General features: G+C 65.7%; 18 protein-coding genes and 2 pseudogenes. 11 read left to right on the top strand and 9 right to left on the bottom strand.

What is annotated here, in order from left to right; genetic code table 11:
* Positions 1–3: 3 nt before the first annotated feature.
* From ACZ46S_RS10905 to ACZ46S_RS10915, 3 genes are all read right to left on the bottom strand, one after another.
* Positions 4–477 carry a DUF3429 domain-containing protein gene (locus tag ACZ46S_RS10905; RefSeq protein ID WP_464061744.1) on the bottom strand — a complete coding sequence of 158 codons (474 nt, stop codon included), beginning with the start codon at positions 475–477 and terminating at the stop codon, positions 4–6.
* 74 nt (positions 478–551) lie between these two features.
* Positions 552–1,178: a ribonuclease HII gene (locus tag ACZ46S_RS10910; RefSeq protein WP_464061745.1), complete on the bottom strand. Its 627-nt coding sequence runs from the start codon at positions 1,176–1,178 to the stop codon at positions 552–554.
* Positions 1,171–1,620, bottom strand: a complete 450-nt coding sequence (locus ACZ46S_RS10915; protein ID WP_295740920.1) for a nucleoside deaminase — start codon at positions 1,618–1,620, stop codon at positions 1,171–1,173. The genes ACZ46S_RS10910 and ACZ46S_RS10915 overlap by 8 nt, the downstream gene beginning before the upstream one ends.
* Positions 1,621–1,665: 45 nt before the next feature.
* On the opposite strand from ACZ46S_RS10915, the gene ACZ46S_RS10920 reads away from it, so the two are divergent.
* The 3 genes and pseudogenes from ACZ46S_RS10920 to rsmD all read left to right on the top strand — a co-directional run bounded on the left by ACZ46S_RS10920 (position 1,666) and on the right by rsmD (position 3,660).
* On the top strand, positions 1,666–2,373 hold the full coding sequence (locus tag ACZ46S_RS10920) for a gamma-glutamyl-gamma-aminobutyrate hydrolase family protein (protein ID WP_464061746.1): 708 nt from the start codon (positions 1,666–1,668) through the stop codon (positions 2,371–2,373).
* On the top strand, positions 2,370–3,125 hold the full coding sequence (locus ACZ46S_RS10925; RefSeq protein WP_295740916.1) for a pseudouridine synthase: 756 nt from the start codon (positions 2,370–2,372) through the stop codon (positions 3,123–3,125). Before ACZ46S_RS10920 ends, ACZ46S_RS10925 begins: the two co-directional genes overlap by 4 nt.
* Positions 3,122–3,660, top strand: a pseudogene (gene rsmD / locus ACZ46S_RS10930) (16S rRNA (guanine(966)-N(2))-methyltransferase RsmD). The gene ACZ46S_RS10925 and the pseudogene rsmD overlap by 4 nt, the downstream one beginning before the upstream one ends.
* Positions 3,661–3,708: 48 nt before the next feature.
* Here the strand turns inward: rsmD and ACZ46S_RS10935 are convergent.
* From ACZ46S_RS10935 to ACZ46S_RS10945, 3 genes and pseudogenes are all read right to left on the bottom strand, one after another.
* Positions 3,709–5,054, bottom strand: a pseudogene (locus ACZ46S_RS10935) (glutamine synthetase family protein).
* A gap of 144 nt (positions 5,055–5,198) precedes the next feature.
* Entirely contained in the window at positions 5,199–5,768 is a 570-nt protein-coding gene (locus ACZ46S_RS10940) for a hypothetical protein (RefSeq protein WP_464061747.1), read from the bottom strand.
* Positions 5,765–6,484, bottom strand: coding sequence for a type 1 glutamine amidotransferase (locus ACZ46S_RS10945; RefSeq protein ID WP_464061748.1), 720 nt, complete (start codon positions 6,482–6,484; stop codon positions 5,765–5,767). Before ACZ46S_RS10945 ends, ACZ46S_RS10940 begins: the two co-directional genes overlap by 4 nt.
* A 99-nt stretch (positions 6,485–6,583) precedes the next feature.
* On the opposite strand from ACZ46S_RS10945, the gene mutL reads away from it, so the two are divergent.
* Complete coding sequence (gene mutL, locus ACZ46S_RS10950) at positions 6,584–8,353, top strand: DNA mismatch repair endonuclease MutL (protein ID WP_464061749.1); 1,770 nt, start codon at positions 6,584–6,586, stop codon at positions 8,351–8,353.
* Positions 8,354–8,411: 58 nt separating this feature from the next.
* On the top strand, positions 8,412–8,819 hold the full coding sequence (locus ACZ46S_RS10955; RefSeq protein WP_464061750.1) for a ketosteroid isomerase-related protein: 408 nt from the start codon (positions 8,412–8,414) through the stop codon (positions 8,817–8,819).
* Positions 8,820–8,889: 70 nt separating this feature from the next.
* On the opposite strand, the gene ACZ46S_RS10960 is transcribed toward ACZ46S_RS10955, so the two are convergent.
* Complete coding sequence (locus ACZ46S_RS10960; RefSeq protein ID WP_464061751.1) at positions 8,890–10,062, bottom strand: porin family protein; 1,173 nt, start codon at positions 10,060–10,062, stop codon at positions 8,890–8,892.
* A gap of 597 nt (positions 10,063–10,659) precedes the next feature.
* Positions 10,660–12,462, bottom strand: coding sequence for a PHA/PHB synthase family protein (locus ACZ46S_RS10965; protein WP_464061752.1), 1,803 nt, complete (start codon positions 12,460–12,462; stop codon positions 10,660–10,662).
* A gap of 176 nt (positions 12,463–12,638) precedes the next feature.
* On the opposite strand from ACZ46S_RS10965, the gene ACZ46S_RS10970 reads away from it, so the two are divergent.
* From ACZ46S_RS10970 to glpX, 5 genes are read left to right on the top strand one after another with little or no spacing between them, the layout of a single operon-like run.
* Complete coding sequence (locus ACZ46S_RS10970) at positions 12,639–12,875, top strand: hypothetical protein (RefSeq protein WP_464061753.1); 237 nt, start codon at positions 12,639–12,641, stop codon at positions 12,873–12,875.
* The gene (locus ACZ46S_RS10975; RefSeq protein ID WP_464061754.1) at positions 12,872–13,216 is read left to right on the top strand and encodes an OmpA family protein; all 345 of its coding nucleotides are present in this window, start codon (positions 12,872–12,874) and stop codon (positions 13,214–13,216) included. The genes ACZ46S_RS10970 and ACZ46S_RS10975 overlap by 4 nt, the downstream gene beginning before the upstream one ends.
* A 35-nt stretch (positions 13,217–13,251) precedes the next feature.
* Positions 13,252–14,463, top strand: coding sequence for an LL-diaminopimelate aminotransferase (locus ACZ46S_RS10980; RefSeq protein ID WP_464061755.1), 1,212 nt, complete (start codon positions 13,252–13,254; stop codon positions 14,461–14,463).
* A complete protein-coding gene (locus tag ACZ46S_RS10985) occupies positions 14,460–15,749 on the top strand; it encodes a homoserine dehydrogenase (RefSeq protein WP_464061756.1) in 1,290 nt (429 codons plus the stop codon). The genes ACZ46S_RS10980 and ACZ46S_RS10985 overlap by 4 nt, the downstream gene beginning before the upstream one ends.
* Before the next feature lie 12 nt (positions 15,750–15,761).
* The gene (gene glpX / locus ACZ46S_RS10990; protein ID WP_464061757.1) at positions 15,762–16,745 is read left to right on the top strand and encodes a class II fructose-bisphosphatase; all 984 of its coding nucleotides are present in this window, start codon (positions 15,762–15,764) and stop codon (positions 16,743–16,745) included.
* A 43-nt stretch (positions 16,746–16,788) separates the two neighbouring features.
* Here glpX and ACZ46S_RS10995 read toward each other — a convergent pair whose 3' ends face one another.
* Entirely contained in the window at positions 16,789–17,808 is a 1,020-nt protein-coding gene (locus ACZ46S_RS10995; protein WP_464061758.1) for an aldo/keto reductase, read from the bottom strand.
* Between the two features lie 96 nt (positions 17,809–17,904).
* Between ACZ46S_RS10995 and ACZ46S_RS11000 the strand changes: the two genes are divergently transcribed.
* On the top strand, positions 17,905–18,360 hold the full coding sequence (locus tag ACZ46S_RS11000; RefSeq protein ID WP_464061759.1) for a hypothetical protein: 456 nt from the start codon (positions 17,905–17,907) through the stop codon (positions 18,358–18,360).
* Positions 18,361–18,387 lie beyond the last annotated feature (27 nt).

The raw sequence follows: 18,387 nt of genomic DNA on the forward strand, positions 1-18,387 counted from the left end.
AAGCTAGACGGTCGGCTGCCCCTGCCACAAGGCCAGCAGCAAGGCCACAACCAGCGCGGAAATCGCGCATCGCAAGGCGAGATAACGCCCCGCGACGAGCCCGGCCCGCCATCCCAGCGCCTCGCCCAGCAAGGTGGCGAGGAACCCCAAGGCCAGCAGCAACAAGGCCGCGCGCGGCGCCTGCGCCAGCAGCAGCACCAGCAGGGCCAGCCAGCCGACCAGCGAGGGCAGCACGCCCAGCGTTAAAATCCGTCCCGCCCCCTTCGTCGCCTCAGGCTGCTTCCCCGCGCCGCCCACCAGCGCGCCCCAATGCACCGCCCCTAAAAAGGACAGGATCACGGCGCCATAGGCGATCACCGCCGCCGTGCCGGATGCCGCGAAGCGCGGAAACAGAAGTGCCAGCCCGGTTCCAGCCAGAAACGGCAGCCCACCCAGGGCAGTCAGCAGCACGGCGATGGCGAAGGGAGAGCGCGGCAAGGAGGGCAAGGGTTTTGGCCTTTTCCAGAGAGAGACGCAGGGGGCAACCGGGGCGGCCCGGCGGCTTGGGCAGTCTAGAGCGAGATCTCCGCCTCTGCCCAGAGGCCGCGCTGCAAGAGCGGTCCAAAGCCCATCCGGTGATGCGGCGTCGGCCCATGCGCGATGATCGCCTCGCGATGGATCGCCGCCGCATAGCCCGCATTCTTCGCCCAGCCATAATGCGGATAGCGCGCATCCAGCTGCCGCATCAGCCGGTCGCGGATCTCCTTGGCCACAATCGAGGCGGCGGCGATGGACAGCGAAATCCCATCCCCTCCCACCAGCAGCGTGCAGGGCAGCGCGATGCCCGGCGCCTTATTCCCATCCACCAAAAGATGCTCGGGTGCCGCCGGCAGCGCCGCCACCGCCCGGCGCATCGCCAGAAACGAGGCGTGCAGAATATTCAGCCGGGCGATCTCCTTCACCGAGGCCGCGCCCACGCCAATCTCCGCGCCAGAGGCCCGCAGCGCCAGCAACGCCGCCGCGCGCTTCTTCGGGCTCAGCTTCTTCGAATCATCCAAAAGCGCGTCCAGCCCCGGCGGCAGCACGGGGGGCAGCACCACGGCGGCGGCCAGCACCGGCCCCGCCAGCGGCCCGCGCCCCACCTCATCCAGCCCCGCCACCCGGCCACCAATGCGCGTCTCATGGCTCAGATCAGGCATCGCGCCTGGCCTGGAAAAAATCCGTCAACAGCGCCGCGCATTCCTGCTCGCGCACCCCGCCGATCACCTCCGGCTTATGGTGCGTCGTCGGCTGGGTGAAGAGACGCGGCCCATGCTCCACCGCCCCGGTCTTGGGGTCATAAGCCCCAAACACCAGCTTGCCGACGCGCAACGCCGCGATCGCCCCGGCGCAGAAGGCGCAGGGCTCCAACGTCACGTTCAAGGTGCAATCGGCCAGATATTTGCCCCCGCGCGCCGCGCGCGCCGCTGTCAGCGCCAGATATTCCGCATGGGCGAGCGGGTTCTGCCCGGCCTCCACCGCATTGCGCGCCACCGCCAGCACTTGCCCCTGCGCATCGGTCACCACCGCGCCCACCGGCACCTCGCCGGCCTCTTGCGCCTGCCGCGCCGCATCCAGCGCCAATTGCATCGGGGAGGTCATGGCTTGGGATTTGCCTCAACCCCGCCGGAAGGTCTAGCTAGCGCCATGAAGAAACGCCCCTTGATCGGCCTCACTCTGGATGCGGAACCCGCCGGCGGCTGGTCCAAATATCCCTGGTACGCGCTGCGCCAGAATTATACCCAGGCGCTGGCCGCCCATGGCGGGCTGGCGGTGGCGCTGCCGCACGATCCGGGCCTGGCGGAGGATTATCTGGACCGTCTGGACGGGCTGATCGTCACCGGCGGCGCCTTCGATGTCGATCCCGCCCTCTATGGCGACAGCGAAACCCACCCCACCGTCGAGCTGAAGGCCGACCGCACCACCGCCGAGCTGGCCTTCCTGCGCGGCGCCATGGCCCGCAACATGCCGGTGCTGGGCATTTGCGGCGGGCAGCAGCTGCTCGCCGTGGCGCTGGGCGGCACGCTGCACCAGCATATCCCGGATGCGATTCCCGGCGCGCTGGAGCATGAGCAGAAAACCAGCCATTACGAGCCCGGCCACAAGGTCGAGATCCTCGCCGGCACCAAACTCTTCGCCATCGCCGGGCCGGTGATGCAGGTCAATAGCTCCCACCACCAGGCGGTGAAATCCGCCGGGCGCGGGGTGGTGAACGCCATCGCCCCGGACGGGGTGATCGAAGGCATCGAGGATCCTTCCCGGAAATTCTGCATCGGTGTGCAATGGCACCCGGAATATCTCGTGGATGCGGGCGATGCCGCCCTCTATCGCGCTTTCATCGAGGCCTGCCAATGACCGAAGCGACCACGCCCCCCGAAGACGAAGCACGCGGCGAGCGCATCGCCAAATTTCTCTCCCGCGCCGGCGTGGCCAGTAGGCGGGATGCGGAGGCGATGATCGAAGCCGGCCGGGTGCGGATGAATAACGAGCCGGTCACCCAGCCCGCCACCTTCGTCAAACCCGGCGACATGGTGCTGGTGGATGGCAAGCCGGTGGGCGAGCCCGAGCGCACCCGCCTGTTCCGCTACCACAAGCCGGACGGTCTGGTGACCACCCATAAGGACCCCGAAGGCCGACCGACCGTGTTCGAGCGCCTGCCGCAAGGCCTGCCGCGGCTGATCTCCGTCGGCCGGCTGGATCTCACCTCCGAAGGCCTGCTGCTGCTCACCAATGATGGCGCCCTCTCCCGCCAGCTGGAGCTGCCCTCAACCGGCTGGCTGCGCCGCTACCGGGTGCGCGTGCATGGCGGTGTCTCGCCTGACAAGCTCAAGCGCCTGGCCGATGGCATGGTGGTGGAGCGGGTAAAATACGGCCCGATCGAAGCCGCCATCGACAGCCAGCAGCGCTCCAACACCTGGCTCTCGATGAGCCTGCGCGAAGGCAAGAACCGCGAAATCCGCCGGGTGATGCAGGCGCTGGAATTGCCGGTGACACGGCTGATCCGCGTCGCCTACGGCCCCTTCCAGCTCGGCCAGCTGCCGCGCGGGGCGGCGGAGGAGGTGCCGGGCAAGATCCTGCGCGAACAGGTGCCGGGCCTGGTGAAATGAGCGGCCCGCGCATCATCGCCGGGCGCTGGAAAGGCCGCGTGCTCGCCGCCCCGAGGGCCGCGAAACCCGCCCCACCAATATCCGCGCCCGCCAGGCGGTGTTCGACATCCTGGCCCACGCCCCCTGGTGCGAGCTGCAAGAGGCGAATGTGCTGGACGTCTTCGCCGGCACCGGCGCCTATGGTCTGGAAGCGCTCTCACGCGGCGCCGCCAGTGCCAGCTTCATCGAACAATCGCGCGAGGCCGGTGCGGCGCTGCGCGCCAACATCGCCGCCTTGAAGCCAGAGCGCGCAAAACTCTACGCCGCCGACGCGCTGCACCCGCCCGCCGGCACCCCGCATGACCTGGTCTTCCTCGACCCGCCTTATGGCGAGGCGCTGATCACCCCGGCCTTGGCGGCGCTGACGGCGAAAGGCTGGATCGCGCCAGGCGCGATCATCGTCGCGGAAATGGGACCGGGCGAGACGCTGGAAATTGCGGAGCCTTTGGCCGAGCGCGCGCATGGCAAGGCGCATCTGAAAATCTGGCGTGTTTAAGCGGGATTTCCGCAAGCGCCACGGATATCGCCAACACCCCCTCAGGCTCTAATAAAGATCGAAATACTCCGCCACCTCCGCCGCCGGAATTTCATCGCGCAGACGGTTGATCTCGGCGGTCTTCACAATGGTGTAAACCTTCACAAACTCCGCGCCGAGCATTTCCGTGAAGGCCGCATCCGCCCGCAACGCCGCCAGCGATTCATGAATCTCCGTCGGCAGCTTCGCAAAAGATCCATCCGCCTCCTTCAACCCCTTGCGCTCCGGTGCCAGCACCGCCTCGCCCTTCACCCCCAACAGCCCCGCCGCCAACGTCGCCGCCGCGGTCAGATACGGGTTGGACAAAGCCGACGGCACCCGAACCTCCAGATGCTGCCGCTTATCTTTGGATGCCTTGATCCGTACCGAGGCCGAGCGATCCTCCACCCCCAGGAAATATTCGAGGGCGCAAACGTCCCCGGCCGGATCCGCCGATAGCAATTGGGCGTCGGATTCCAGATCGCCTGCGCCGCCGGCGCATGGTCGAGAATCCCTTGCGTGAAGCTCTTCATCAGCCCGCTCATTCCATCGGGATCGTCCTTGTCCAGAAACAAACTCTCCCCGCTCTTCAAATCATACAGCGAGAGATGAAAATGCGAGCAGGAGCCTGAAAGATGCGCATAAGGCTTGGTCATGAAGGTGGCCAGCAGCCCTTGGCCGCGCAGATATTCCTTCACCGTATTCTTGAACACAAACGCCCTGTCCGCCGCCGCAACCCCATCCAGTGCGGCGAAATTCAGCTCCCACTGCCCCGGCCCGAATTCGCCATTGGCGGTGATCATATCCACACCGCTTTCCGCCAACACCCGCATCAACCCGTCCAGCGCCGGGTGGCGATGGGTGATCGCGGTCACGAAAATCGGATTGCCCGTATAAAGCGGCCGCCTGGTTTCCAGATCGACCACATAGAACTCGAACTCATGCCCCATCTTCACGCCGAACCCCATATCGGCGGCTTTCTGCAGCATCCTCTTCAACACGGTACGCGGCGCCGCATATTGCGGGGTGCCGTCATACCATTTGGTATCGCAGATCACCCGCGCGGTATTGGCGATCCAGGGCACATCGCTGACCGTGTCCGGGTCCGGCACCATCAGGCAATCGGCGAAATTGATATCCTCATTATAGCCCGTCCCGGCGATCGGGTTGGACGCGCTATCCAGCGTCACCGTGCCGCCATAGAGATTGAGCCCGTCCCGCGCATAGGATTCCACATGCGCGATCGGCACCGTCTTGCCCCGGGAAAGCCCGGCCAGGTCCGGCAGCTCGAAGCGCAGCTGCGTGATCTGGCGCTCCCGCAGGCTCTGCGCCAGAGCGGCGGCGGTCTGTTTCGTATGCTCGAAATACAGGGACATTCCGGCTCCTTTCGCGGCGTTGGTCGCGGTAACCGATGCAAAATCCGCGCCGCGCTTAGAGCGCTATGATTGAGAGCTTTGTTTTAGCGAGCAATTTCATGTGTTTATTTTGACGCTAGCGCGTCAACCTAAACACATATTGCTCTAAGGCGGATGGGCGCGGGTGAAGAAGGCCAGCCAGGGCGGGCGGCGGGTGCCGCTGCCGGGCTGCCAATCGGCGATGGCAAGGCCCGAGGCGGTGGCCAGCAGCCAGTAGCGGGTGGTGCCATCCGGCTGGCGCGTCTGCACCGCCACCTGACGGCCGCCGGCGAGAAACTGCCAGCTCTCGATCACCCCATGATGCGCCACAAAGCGCAGCACCGGCCGCCCCTGATGCCAGACCACTAGCGCCAGCGGGCAAGGTTGCGCCTGGCCGCAGCCATAGGAAGCCAGCCAGCCGATGCTGTGCCGGTCCGGCGCGATGCGGATCTGGCTGAACTCCAGCTGCTGCCCCTGCTCGTCGAGATCCAGCTGCACCCGCACGCTCTTGCCGCCGCGATAGCGGATCACCAGCGGGCCGGAGCCGCCGCCCCGCGCGAAGCGGCTCTGCGGCGGCACCGCGTAAGGATCATCCGGCCCGGCCATCGCCCCGGCGCTGGCGATGGCCGGCGCCGCACAGGCCGGGGCGGCCAGCCCCAGCAGCGCCACCAGCACGGCCCAGCTTGCGCGCCTCACCGCCGCGCCAGCGCCTGCGCGGCGATGTCCAGAAAATTGCCGAAAACGATCTGCGCCGCCGCATGCAGCTCAGGGAATTGCGCATCCACCTCGGCCACCATCGCCGCCAGCCCGCCAGGGCCGCGAACCCGTTCAAGCGCTGCCTTATATTCCGGCAGGCTGCCCCATTCCGCGGTGGTGCTATGGGTCAGCTCCAGATGGAATTGCAGCCCATAGGCGGCCTGCCCGTAACGCTGCGTCTGGATGGCGCAGCCCGGCGAGCCGGCCAGCGCCACCGCCCCCTCCGGCAGCCGCGTCACCTCCGCCCCGTGCCATTGCATGCAGGGCCAGAGCGGCGGCAGGCCGGCGAAAATCGGGTCCGGCCGGGTCTCAACACAGCTCATCCCCACCTCCGGCACCGCCATCCGCCCCACCGCGCCGCCCAGCGCCTCGGCCAGGAGCTGGTGCCCCAGACACATGCCAAGATAAGGCCGCCCGGCGCGCACCCAGTCGCGGATCACCGCCATCTCCTCGATCAGCCAGGGGAATTGATCGGTCTCCCAGACATCCTGCGGCCCGCCCATCACCAGCAGCGCGTCGAAGCCCGAAAGATCGGCGGGAATCGCCTCACCCTCATCCAGCTCCACCGCCTGCATCTCGCAGCCGCGCGCCGCCATCACATCGCGAAAACTGCCAGGATGCTCCGAGGCGACATGCTGGAAGACGAGGATTTTCATCGGCGGCTCCTTTCCGGGTCGAGGCATCATTATTACAGGGCGGGGTTTTTTCGTGAAGCCGCGCGGCGCCGGACTCGGGCATTCATGCTATCAGGCCCCATGCCCATCCGCCGCCTCGCCGAAACCACCATCAACCGCATCGCCGCCGGCGAGGTGATCGAACGCCCCGCCGCCGCGGTGAAGGAGCTGGTGGAAAACGCCCTGGATGCCGGCGCGACGCGCATCGAGGTCATCCTCGCCGGGGGCGGCATCGAGCGGATCGAGATCATCGACGATGGGTGCGGCATTCCGGCGGAGGAGCTGCCGCTCGCCATCGAACGCCACGCCACCTCCAAGCTGCAGGACGAGGCGCTGGTGCGGATCTCAACGCTGGGCTTTCGCGGCGAGGCCCTGCCCTCGATCGGCGCGGCGGCGAAGCTCACCTTGATCAGCCGCCCCGCCGGGCAGGATGGCGCCTGGCGGATCGACGTCGCCGGGGGGGCGATCACCGCCGCCCGCCCCGCCGCCGGCCTCAAGGGCACCCGCGCCATTGTCGAGGATCTGTTCTACGCCACCCCGGCGCGGCGCAAATTCCTGCGCTCGCCCCGGGCCGAGGCGGAGGCGGCGGAGCGCACCGTCTGGCGCCTCGCCCTCGGCGCCCCGCATGTCGCCTTCCGGCTGGTCTCGGATGAGCGGGTGCTGTTCGACCTGCCGGCCCAGGACGAAAAAGCCCGCGTCGCCGCTTTGTTCGGGCGCGAGGCGGCGGCGAACATGATGGCGCTGGAGGCGCAGCGTGACGAGGTCAGGCTCTCCGGCCTGATCGGCCCGGCCAGCCTCAACCGCGCCACCACGCAATTGCAGAGCTTCGTCGTCAATGGCCGCCCGGTGCAGGATTCGCTGCTGAAGCTGGCGCTGCGCCTGGCCTACCGGGACGTGATCCCGGCTGGGCGCCACGCCGTGGCGGCGCTGCGGCTGGAGCTGCCGGACGAGGCGCTGGATGTGAATGTGCATCCGGCCAAATCCGAGCTGCGATTTGCCGACCAGAATGGCGTGCGCAGCCTGGTGATCGGCGCCATCAACCGCGCCTTGGCACAGCCGGTCAGCCTCGGCACCGCGCCCAGCGCCACCTTGCCCAGCCTGGCGCTGCGCCCGCCGCCTTCCGCCGCGCCGCGCTACAGCCTGCCGCCGGCCCCCAGCCGCGCCGCGCGCGGCTTCGCCGAGGCGGAGCTGGCTCTCGCCGGCTTGCCCGCCGCCCGCCCGATTTTCGACCTGCCCGCCCCCGCCGCCCCGGCGCCCATGGCCGAGCACCCGCTCGGCGCGCCGCTGGCGCAGATTCTCGATACCTATGTGCTGGCCCAGGCGCCGGACGGCGCGCTGGTGATCGTCGACCAGCACGCCGCCCATGAACGCCTGACCGAGGAACGGTTGCGCGCCCAGTTCCAGGAAGGCCGCATCGCCACCCAGCCTTTGCTGGTGCCGGTGGTGGTGGACCTGCCCGCGATGGAGGCGGCGCGGCTGCTGGCGGAGGCCGAAACGCTGGCCAGGCTGGGGCTGGAGATCGAAGCGTTCGGCCCCGGCGCGATTCTGGTGCGCGCCGTGCCGGCGGCGCTGAAAGACCCGGACGCCGCCGGGCTGCTGCGCGATCTGGCGGAGGAATTCGCCGAGACCGGCGCGCCCTTGGCGCTGGAGGCGAAGCTGGATTCCGCCTTGGCGCGGCTGGCCTGCCACCGCTCCATCCGCGCCGGACGACGGCTGCAGCGCGAGGAGATCGACGCGCTCTTGCGCGAGATGGAGGCCACACCGCGCGCCGCCACCTGCTCGCATGGCCGCCCGACCTTCCTCAAACTCACCCGTGCCGATCTGGAAAAACTCTTCGGCCGCAGCGGCTGAGCGCCTTGCCAGCCGCACCGGCGCGCTTTCTTGTAGGCAAGCCAACAAGGAGTGCAGGATGCGAGACGAGACCGAGGCGCTGATCGAAGCCTATTACGCCGCTTTCAACAAGGCCGACTGGGAGGCGATGCTGGCGCTGCTGAGCGAGGATGTCCGCCACGACATCAACCAGTCCGAAACCCAGACCGGCAAGCCCGCCTTCCGCGCCTTCATGGCGCAGATGCAGCGCTGCTACGCTGAACGCCTGGAAAATATCCATATCCTGTCCGACAAATCGGCAACCCGCGCGGCCGCGGACTATGTCGTGCACGGGCGCTATATCGCCACCGCCGAAGGGCTGCCGGAGGCCAAGGGCCAAAGCTATGTGCTGCCCGGCGGCGCCTTTTTCGAGGTGGCGGGCGGCCGGATCACCCGTGTCACCAATTACTATAATCTGCAGGATTGGCTGGGCCAGGTTTCCGCCTGACACCACCGGCCATAACGCAAAAAGGCCGGCGCAAGCGCCGGCCTTTCCGTTTGGTCCGAAACGGTTCGGCTTAGAACAGCACACCGCCCTCGAGGGTGCCAACGAACTGGAACTTGTCCGTGCCGCTGGTGCCGTAGCCGTAGGAAACGCCCTGGTATTTGTTGTTCAGCAGGTAGAAGCCACCGGCGTTCACACGGGCATAGAGATCCTTGTACTGCCAGGTCGGGGCCAGCGCGAAGCCGACGCCCTCGGACTTCGGACCGACAAACCAGCTGCCCGCACCCTGGGAGTTCTCATACTCGACCCAGCCGCCCAGCGAGTAGGGGCTCTTGCCGAAGGTGTAGTTGCCAAACAAAGCCGCGCCCAGATTGGCGGTGGTCTTGTCGATGCCCAGCTGGTGGTTGGTGTGGGCGTACACATACTGCACTTCCGGCACCAGGTTCAGATTGCCGGCGGTGAAGCTGTAATAGGCGCCGAACATCTGCGAGTTCATGAAGTACGGGCCGTAGCTCGCAACGCTGGTGTTGCTGTAGGTCTTGGCGGTCAGACCCTGGCGGCCAACATTGCCGGCGTAATACACGTTCAGCACGTTATTGGGGTCGATCGTGTAGGTGCCCAGCGCCTGCACGAAGTTGAACACGCCGGTATCCCAGCCATCGCCATATTCGACGGTCGCGGAGAACGGCCCCTTGGTGTAGTTGGCCTCGACGCCGCGCGCGGAGGAGTTCTGCACGTAGAAGATCGAGGTGACCAGCTGCGACGGGTTGAACCAGGGCAGCGAGGCCTCATAGCCTTCCAGAGACCCCAGCTGGCCGGCGGAGATGGTGAAGGGCATGTCCTTCGGCGCCAAGGTCACGTAACCCTCGTAAAGCGGGCCGGTGACATAGTTGCTGACCGAGGTCTGGCCCGGGCGGGAGGTGACGGTGCCGGGCGCGATGCTGCCGCCGACGGAACCGATTTCGATATTGAACTGCAGCTCACCGGTGGTCTTCTGCAGCTGGATGATGGCGGAGCCGACATTGGTGCCGACATTGGTGGTGTTGCTGCCATTGCCGCCGGCGGGCATGCCGGACACGGCGAAGCCATAGGCATCGAAGCCGCCGCTCAGGCTCAGCGAACCGAGCGGGCCGCCATCGATATTGATCGCGGTGGGGCCATTCAGCGCGTGCGCCGCATTCATCGCCAGAAGAGAGGACCCGGCGACAAAGCCAAGACCCAGAAGTTGCCGACGCATCGTAATCATTATGCCTCCTGATTGCGCAATCATCCGCGCGTTGTGCCTAAACTTTAACCCGACAACATTCTTAGCGCAGAAACCGCCCCAACAAACGCCATCGTCGGTAATGAATTCGCAATCTACATGCCAACCCCCAAAAATTGCCAGACGAAACAAGCCGGCCTTCCGCTTTGCCCCGACCATGTTGCTGAAATGACACATTCCGCCATCTAGATGGTTGAGTTTGTGGATTTTCATGCCGCGCAGCGGCGCAGCATGGCGGCACCAGAAAAAACGCCCCGCACGAAGCGGGGCGTTTTTTCTGGTTTCCTGAGCGGGAAAGTTTAGCTGGAAGCTGCAAACGTCTCTGAGCGGATGCGTTTTCTGAAAGTCCCGCCGTGATTTGAAAGGCGGTGGTTCCATCCAGCCCCTTGACTGTGTTGATCAATCTGGCGCTGCCTTTGGCGCGCAATTTCACGTTTTTATCGTGACGCTGGCGCGGCAGTCCAAGCCCCTATCGCGCTAGAGCATCAAGCTTTTAGCTTGATGCTCTAGCTTTTATTTTAGCTAGCAATTTCATGTGTTTATTTTGACGCTGGCGCGTCAACCTAAACACATATTGCGCTAGCTGCGCACCGCCACATAAGACCCAGGGGCCGCCTCCAGCGCCTTGAAGCCGCGCACCTTGCCCGGCTCGCGCGCCGGGACTGTCTCAGCACTCTGGGCGGTGACCCAGCGCTGCCAATCCGGCCACCAGGACCCGGCGATCTCGGTGGCCTCCTTGAACCATTCATCCGGGCTCTCGGGCAGCGCCTCATTGATGAAATGGTTATATTTGCCGCCCTCCGGCGGATTGACCACCCCGGCAATATGGCCCGAGGCCGCCAGCACGAAGCGCACCGGACCGCCGAAATTGCGCGCCCCCTTATAGGTGCTGGTCCAGGGCGCGATGTGATCCTCCCGGCAGGAGAGGAAATAGCAGGGGATCTTCACCTGGGAGAGATCCACCCCCACCCCCTTCATCGAAATCCCGCCCGGCTGGCAGAGCAGGTTCTTCTGGTACATGTTGCGCAGATAGAAAGAGTGCATCGCCGCCGGCATGCGGGTGGAATCGGAGTTCCAATAGAGCAGATCGAACGGGAACGGCTCCTGCCCGAGCAGGTAGTTATTCACCACGAAGCTCCAGATCAGATCATTGGCGCGCAGCATGTTGAAGGTTGTGGCCATCTCGCTGCCTTCGAGATAGCCGCGCTTGGCCATCTTCTCCTCGATCTGGGTGAGCTGCTCCTCATCGATGAACACCCCCAGCTCCCCGGCATCGGCGAAATCCGTCAGCGTCACGAAGAAGGTGGCGGAGGCGATGCGCTCATCCCCCTTCGCCGCCATATAGCCCAATGTGGAGGCCAGCAGCGTGCCGCCCAGGCAATAGCCGATGGCGTTGACCTGCGGCTGCTTGGTGATCTTCTCGATCGCATCCAGCGCCGCCAGCACGCCTTCCTGCATGTAATCGTCGAAATTCTTCGCCGCCAGCGTCTCGTCCGGATTGACCCAGCTCACCATGAACACGGTATGGCCCTGCGAGACCAGCCAGCGCACCAGCGAGTTCTTCGGCCGCAGATCGAGAATATAGAATTTATTGATCCAGGGCGGCAGGATCAGCAGCGGCCGGGCCAGCACATTTTCGGTGCTGGGGCTGTACTGGATCAGCTGCATCAGCTCATTTTGGTACACCACCTGGCCAGGCGAGACGGCGATGTTCTCGCCGATCTTGAAGGCATCCGTATCAGTCATGCGAATGCGCAGATTGCCCCGCCCATGCTCCAGATCATTGAGCAGGTTGTTCAGGCCCCGCATCAGATTCTCGCCGCCGGTCTCGCGGGTTTTGCGCAGCACTTCCGGGTTGGTGAGGGCGAAATTGCTGGGGCTCAGCGCATTGATGAACTGGCGGGCGTAGAAATCCACCTTCTGCGCGGTCTTCGGCTCCAGCCCGTCGACCTGGGTGACGACATCGTTGATATAGCGCGCCGAAAGCAGATAGCTCTGCTTGATGAAATCGAACACCTCATTCTGCCGCCAGGCCGGGTCGGCGAAGCGCTTGTCGCGCGGGTCATGCGCGATCACCGGGTCCGGCTCCTCCCCCACCCAGATCCGCCGCGCGGTGTTCTGCCAGAGCGTCATGTAATCGCGCCACAGCCCCATCTGCGCCTCCATCAGCTGGGACGGGTTGGAGAGCAGCTTGGCGGTCATTTCCAGAAAGGCGCTGCCGACATTCAGCGGATCCAGCGCCATCCCCTCCGCCGCCTGGCGCTTTATCCACTCATTCACCAGCTTCTGGCTACGGGCCGCGATATCCGCCATCGAGCGGCCCAGCGCCTGGGCGTCGGGCAGCTTGATGTCATTCTCCTGGGGCGGCATGGGCGCGTTCATGGCGGGGGCATCCTTTCCGTGGCGTCTGTTCTCAGGCTAACAAGGGGCAGGTTCGGCACGGGCAGGGCCCGGGCACGGCAAGCAAAGAGGGGTTAGAAATGGTCGGGCGGCGTTTCGCGGCTTCATGGATGTTCTTGGCGGCGACCTCTCTTAGTGGTTGTTCTCAGGCGATTAATTTGTACCACAAGGAGGAAGGTGGCGCGATTGCGCAAAACCGGCAACCCCCGCCGGGGACGAGCCTGCCCTACCCCAACCTCGCGGATGTACCAGCCCCGCAAGCTCCCGCCGCCCCCGGCGCGCAGGCCGCCATCACCAGCCAGGCGCGCAACGGCGTCTCCGCCCCCGCGCCCGGCGCCCTGGCAGGGCTGAGCCTGCCGGAAGCGCCGCCCCCGTGCCCAGCGTGCCGGGCATGACCATCAACACCCCGAATGTGAACGCCCCGGCGCCCAAGCCAGCCACGACACCTCCCCCCGCCCCGGCGCCCAAGCCCCCCGGCCCGGCGGTTGGCGTCGCCTTCGCCCCCGGCTCGGCGCTGCTGCCGGCCGCACAGCAAAGCGTCATTCAAGGCGTCGCCGCAAACCGGCAGGATGCGAGCATCCGCGCCGTCGGCTTTGGCGATGGCTCGATGGCCCTCGCCCTCGCCCGCGCCCAGCGCATCGCCGATGCGCTGACCGCCGCCGGCGTGCCTGCCGACAAGATTAAGCTGGACGCCTTCGCCGCCGGTTCTGGCGGCTTCGTGCAATTGGTGTATTGAGCACCGCGTCACCCTCTATCAACCGAGTCAGAAAAATGTCCGAAGAATTTCACCGCATACGCCGCCTGCCCCCTTACGTCTTCGCGGAAGTGAACGCCGCCAAGGCCAAGGCACGCGCCGCCGCGGAGGACATTATCGATCTCGGCATGGGCAACCCGGACAGCCCCACCCCGCCCCATATCGTGGCGAAGCTGGTGGAAACCGTGCAGGACCCGCGCAGCCACCGCTATTCCACCTCCAAGGGCATCCCCGGCCTGCGCCGCGCCCAGGCGGCCTATTATGAGCGCCGCTTCGGGGTGAAGCTGGACCCGGAGACCGAAGTGATCGCAACACTCGGCTCCAAGGAGGGCCTGGCCAACCTCGCCGCCGCCATCACCTCCCCAGGCGACACAATTCTGGTGCCCAACCCGTCTTACCCGATCCATCAGTTCGGCTTCATCATCGCCGGCGCCTCGGTGCGCTCGATCCCGGCAACCCCGGATGATGATATGCTGCAGGCGATTGACCGCGCCGTGCGCCATTCCGTGCCCAAGCCGACCGCCTTGATCGTGAATTTCCCCTCGAACCCGACCGCCTATATGGCGACGCTGGATTTCTACAAGGCGCTGGTGAAGCTGGCCAAGCAGCACGAGATTTTCATCATCTCGGACATCGCCTATTCCGAGATCTATTTCGACGGCAACCCGCCGCCTTCCGTGCTGCAGGTCGAGGGGGCGAAGGACATCACCATCGAGTTCACCTCGATGTCCAAAACCTATTCCATGCCCGGCTGGCGCATGGGCTTTGGCGTCGGCAACCCGCATCTCATCAAGGCGCTGACCCGGATGAAATCCTATCTGGATTACGGCGCCTTCACCCCGATCCAGGTGGCGGCGACGGCAGCGCTGAACGGCCCGCAAGATTGCGTGGAAGAGATGCGCAACCTCTACCGCGAGCGCCGGGATATTCTCATCAAGGGCCTGCACGCCGCCGGCTGGGAGGTGCCCAGCCCCGAAGGCTCGATGTTCGCCTGGGCGCCGATCCCGCCGAAATATGCCCATCTCGGCAGCCTGGAATTCTCCAAGCTGCTGATGGCCAAGGCCAAGGTGGCGGTGGCGCCGGGCATCGGCTTTGGCGAATATGGCGATGGCCATGTCCGCATCGCTTTGGTGGAAAACCAGCACCGGCTGCGCCAGGCGCTGCGCAACATCAAGCATTTCCTGGCGACCGACAACGCGGCGCCGGCTGAATCAGAGGTCAAATCGTGAAACCGCTCAAAATCGGCATCGCCGGGCTCGGCACGGTGGGTGCTGGCGTCGTCAAGCTGCTCGCCGCCCAGAAGGAACTGATCGCGGCGCGCGCCGGTCGTCCGGTGATGGTCACCGCCGTCTCCGCGCGCGACAAAAACCGCGAGCGCGGGGTGAAGCTGGATGGGCTGACCTGGCATGACGATGCCATCGCCCTCGCCCATGATCCCGAGGTCGAGGTGGTGGTGGAGCTGATCGGCGGCTCCGACGGCAAGGCGAAAGCCCTGGCCGAGGCCGCGATTGCCGCCGGCAAGCATTTCGTCACCGCCAACAAGGCGCTGCTCGCCGTGCATGGCGTGGCTTTGGCCCGGGCGGCGGAAGCCAATAATGTCACCATCGCCTATGAGGCGGCGGTGGCGGGCGGCATTCCCGTCATCAAGGCGCTGCGCGAAGGGCTGGCCGCCAACAAGGTCAGCCGTGTCGCCGGTATCCTCAACGGCACCTGCAACTACATCCTCACCACCATGCGCGAGGCAGGCCGGGATTTCGCCGATGTGCTGGCCGACGCCCAGAAGCTGGGCTATGCCGAGGCCGATCCCAGCTTCGACATCGATGGCGTGGACGCCGCGCATAAGCTCGCCATCCTGGCTGGCCTCGCCTTCGGCGCGCGGATCGATTTCGCCAAGCTGCATATCGAGGGCATCCGCCGGATTTCGGCCATCGACATCGCCTTCGCCGAGGAGCTGGGCTACCGCATCAAGCTGCTGGGCATCGCCGAGCAGACGCAGGCCGGCATTTCCCTGCGCGTGCACCCGACCATGGTGCCGGTGGAAAAACCGATTGCCACCGTCGATGGCGTGTTCAACGCGGTGCTGCTGGAAGGCGATTTCTCCGGCCCGGTATTCCTGCGCGGGCGCGGCGCCGGCGAAGGCCCGACCGCGAGCGCGGTGGTGGCGGACCTGATCGATCTCGCCCGCAATATCCGCATCCCGCTCTGGGGCATGGAGGAAAGCGCGCTGGAGGATCTGCCGATCATGCCAACCGCCGCGCTGGCCAGCGCCTATTTCGTGCGGCTCTCGGTGGTGGACGAACCCGGCGTGCTCGCCGATGTCACCGCGATTCTGCGCGATCATGGCATCTCGCTCGAATCCATGATCCAGCATGGCCGCGCCCCTGGCGAGGCGGTGCCCATCGTGCTGGTGACGCACGACACCAAGGAAGCCGCGGTGAACGCCGCGCTGGCGGGGATTGCCGCCTTGCCGGCGGTGCTGGAGCCGCCGGCCTTGATCCGCATCGAACCGAAATAAGGGAGTTTGCCCATGACCGAACGCCGCCTTGAAGACGTCTCTGATCGCAACCTGGCGCTGGAGCTGGTGCGTGTGACCGAAGCGGCGGCGATCGCCGCCTCGCGCTGGATCGGCCGCGGCCAGAAGAACGACGCCGATGGCGCCGCCGTGGAAGCCATGCGGAAAGCCTTCGACACGGTGGCCATCGACGGCACCGTGGTCATCGGCGAGGGCGAGATGGATGAGGCGCCGATGCTTTATATCGGCGAGAAGGTCGGCTGCGGCGGCCCGGCGATGGACATCGCCGTCGACCCGCTGGAAGGCACCACCATCACCGCCAAGGGCGGCCCCAACGCCATCACCACCGTGGCCCTGGCCGAGCACGGCAATTTCCTCAACGCGCCGGACGTGTACATGGAGAAAATCGCCGTCGGCCCCGGGCTGCCGGAAGGGGTGATCTCGCTCGACGCGCCGGTGAAGGAAAATCTGAAAAACCTGGCGCGGGCCAAGGGCATCGAGATCTCCGAGCTGATGGTGTGCATGCTGGACCGCGACCGCCACCAGGAGTCGATCGCCAAGATCCGCGAAGCCGGCGCGCGCATTCTGCTGCTGGGCGATGGCGATGTGGCCGGCGTGATCGCCGCTTCGCTGCCGGGCGGCGGGGTGGATATGTATCTGGGCTCCGGCGGCGCCCCGGAAGGCGTGCTGGCCGCCGCCGCGCTGCGCTGCACCGGCGGCCAGATGCAGGGAAGGCTGATGTTCGAGGATGATTCGCAGATCGAGCGCGCCCGGGGCATGGGCATCACCGACCCGAGCCGCATCTATACCCTGACCGAAATGGCCAAGGGCGATGTGATGTTCGCCGCCTCCGGTGTCACCACCGGCGCGATGCTGAACGGGGTGCGGCGTGTGGGCCATGGCGCGGTGACGCATTCCATCGTCATGCGCTCCAAATCCGGCACGGTGCGCTATGTCGAAGGCCACCATAATTTCGCGAAAAAGGGCTTCTCGCTCTAATCACGCGCTTGTGTGTGGGGGGAACGCCCCCCACACACTCCCTTCACATCACGCTGACCTGCAGCGCCTCCTTCGCCCGCATCGAGGTGACGCCGGCCACCGGATGCGGCACATAAGGCGCCTCCAGCGCCGCGATTTCGTCCTCGCTCAGCCTCACCTCCAGCGCCGCCACCGCATCCGCCAGATGCGACGCCTTGGTCGCCCCGATGATCGGCGCGGTGATGCCTGGCTTCTGCAGCAGCCAGGCCATCGCCACCTGCGCCTTGCCCACACCCTTGGCCGCGGCGATGCGCGCCACCGCTTCCACCACCTCGCGATCCTGCGCCTCGGTCTTGGTGTAGATGGATTTGATCACCAGATCCGTCTCCGATCTCTTGGTGGTCTCGCCCCAGGGTCGGGTCAGCCGTCCCCGCGCCAACGGGCTCCAGGGGATCACCCCCACCCCCATATCCGCGCAGAGCGGCAGCATCTCGCGCTCCTCCTCCCGGTAGATCAGATTGACCTGATTCTGCATCGAGATGAATTTCGTCCAGCCATTCATCTGCGCGGTATATTGCGCCTTGGAAAACTGCCAGGCGGACATTGAGGAGGCGCCGATATACCGCACCCGCCCTGATTTCACGATGTCATGCAGCGCTTCCATCGTCTCCTCGATCGGCGTCACCTCGTCCCAGCGATGGATCTGGTAGAGATCGAGATACTCCATGCCAAGGCGCTTGAGGCTGTCATCCACCGCCTGGAACAAAGCCTTGCGCGACAGCCCGCCGGTATTCGGCGCCCCGCGCCAAGCGAAATAAGCTTTCGAGGCGACCACGACCTCATCGCGCGCGGCAAAATCCTTCAAGGCCCGGCCGACAAACTCCTCGGATGAGCCGTTGGAATACATGTTCGCGGTGTCGAAAAAATTGATGCCGGCCTCCAGCGCCTGGCGGATGAGCGGGCGGCTGGACTCCTCATCCAGCGTCCATTCATGGGTGCCGCGCTGCGCCTCGCCGAAGCTCATGCAGCCCAGGCACAGGCGCGAAACCAGCAGCCCGGTCGGGCCGAGTGTACGATATTCCATGGCGTTGCTCCTTTGCTCAGCGGAAACATAGGCAACCAAGCCGCGCAATCCCAGGGGCATTTGACGCGCCCCCACCCCGCATGTCAGGCTCCTGACATGCGAAAAATCGGTTTTGCCTTGCTCGTGCTGTGTCTTTTTGTCCTGGCGCACCAGGCCCGCGCGGCCGCCTTCTGCGCGCCCGGTCAGATCGACACCGCCGCCCGCCCGCTCCCCGCCGCTTTGGTGCCACAGGCGGTAAAAGCCTTCAAACTGCACGGCCCACCCCCGGCGATGGTGCAAAGGATGACGCTGATGCGCTGCATGAATGGCAAGCCCTATGGCTGCTTCATCGGCGCCAATTTGCCCTGCGGGCCGGCCAACAAGGCCACCATTTTGCCGGCGGCCAAGCCCTGGTGCGACAAAAACCCGAATGCGGATTTCGTGCCCGCCTATATCTCAGGGCATGACAGCCTGTATCGCTGGCGCTGCCGCAATGGCGATCCGGTCCATGTCGGCGCCCCCGCCGCGCTGGATGCGCAAGGGTTTTTCAAAGCCTATTGGCGGCGGCTTTAGCAGGCTGCTGTAAAACTCACCGGGCCG

Source organism: Acidocella aluminiidurans (assembly GCF_055383125.1).

Coding starts and splice junctions, on each gene's coding strand:
- ACZ46S_RS10910 (WP_464061745.1), bottom strand. CDS start 1,178: ATGCCTGATCTGAGCCATGAGACGCGCATTGGTGGCCGGGTGGCGGGG.
- ACZ46S_RS10915 (WP_295740920.1), bottom strand. CDS start 1,620: ATGACCTCCCCGATGCAATTGGCGCTGGATGCGGCGCGGCAGGCGCAA.
- ACZ46S_RS10920 (WP_464061746.1), top strand. CDS start 1,666: ATGAAGAAACGCCCCTTGATCGGCCTCACTCTGGATGCGGAACCCGCC.
- ACZ46S_RS10925 (WP_295740916.1), top strand. CDS start 2,370: ATGACCGAAGCGACCACGCCCCCCGAAGACGAAGCACGCGGCGAGCGC.
- ACZ46S_RS10945 (WP_464061748.1), bottom strand. CDS start 6,484: ATGAAAATCCTCGTCTTCCAGCATGTCGCCTCGGAGCATCCTGGCAGT.
- mutL (WP_464061749.1), top strand. CDS start 6,584: ATGCCCATCCGCCGCCTCGCCGAAACCACCATCAACCGCATCGCCGCC.
- ACZ46S_RS10955 (WP_464061750.1), top strand. CDS start 8,412: ATGCGAGACGAGACCGAGGCGCTGATCGAAGCCTATTACGCCGCTTTC.
- ACZ46S_RS10960 (WP_464061751.1), bottom strand. CDS start 10,062: ATGATTACGATGCGTCGGCAACTTCTGGGTCTTGGCTTTGTCGCCGGG.
- ACZ46S_RS10965 (WP_464061752.1), bottom strand. CDS start 12,462: ATGAACGCGCCCATGCCGCCCCAGGAGAATGACATCAAGCTGCCCGAC.
- ACZ46S_RS10975 (WP_464061754.1), top strand. CDS start 12,872: ATGACCATCAACACCCCGAATGTGAACGCCCCGGCGCCCAAGCCAGCC.
- ACZ46S_RS10980 (WP_464061755.1), top strand. CDS start 13,252: ATGTCCGAAGAATTTCACCGCATACGCCGCCTGCCCCCTTACGTCTTC.
- glpX (WP_464061757.1), top strand. CDS start 15,762: ATGACCGAACGCCGCCTTGAAGACGTCTCTGATCGCAACCTGGCGCTG.
- ACZ46S_RS10995 (WP_464061758.1), bottom strand. CDS start 17,808: ATGGAATATCGTACACTCGGCCCGACCGGGCTGCTGGTTTCGCGCCTG.
- ACZ46S_RS11000 (WP_464061759.1), top strand. CDS start 17,905: ATGCGAAAAATCGGTTTTGCCTTGCTCGTGCTGTGTCTTTTTGTCCTG.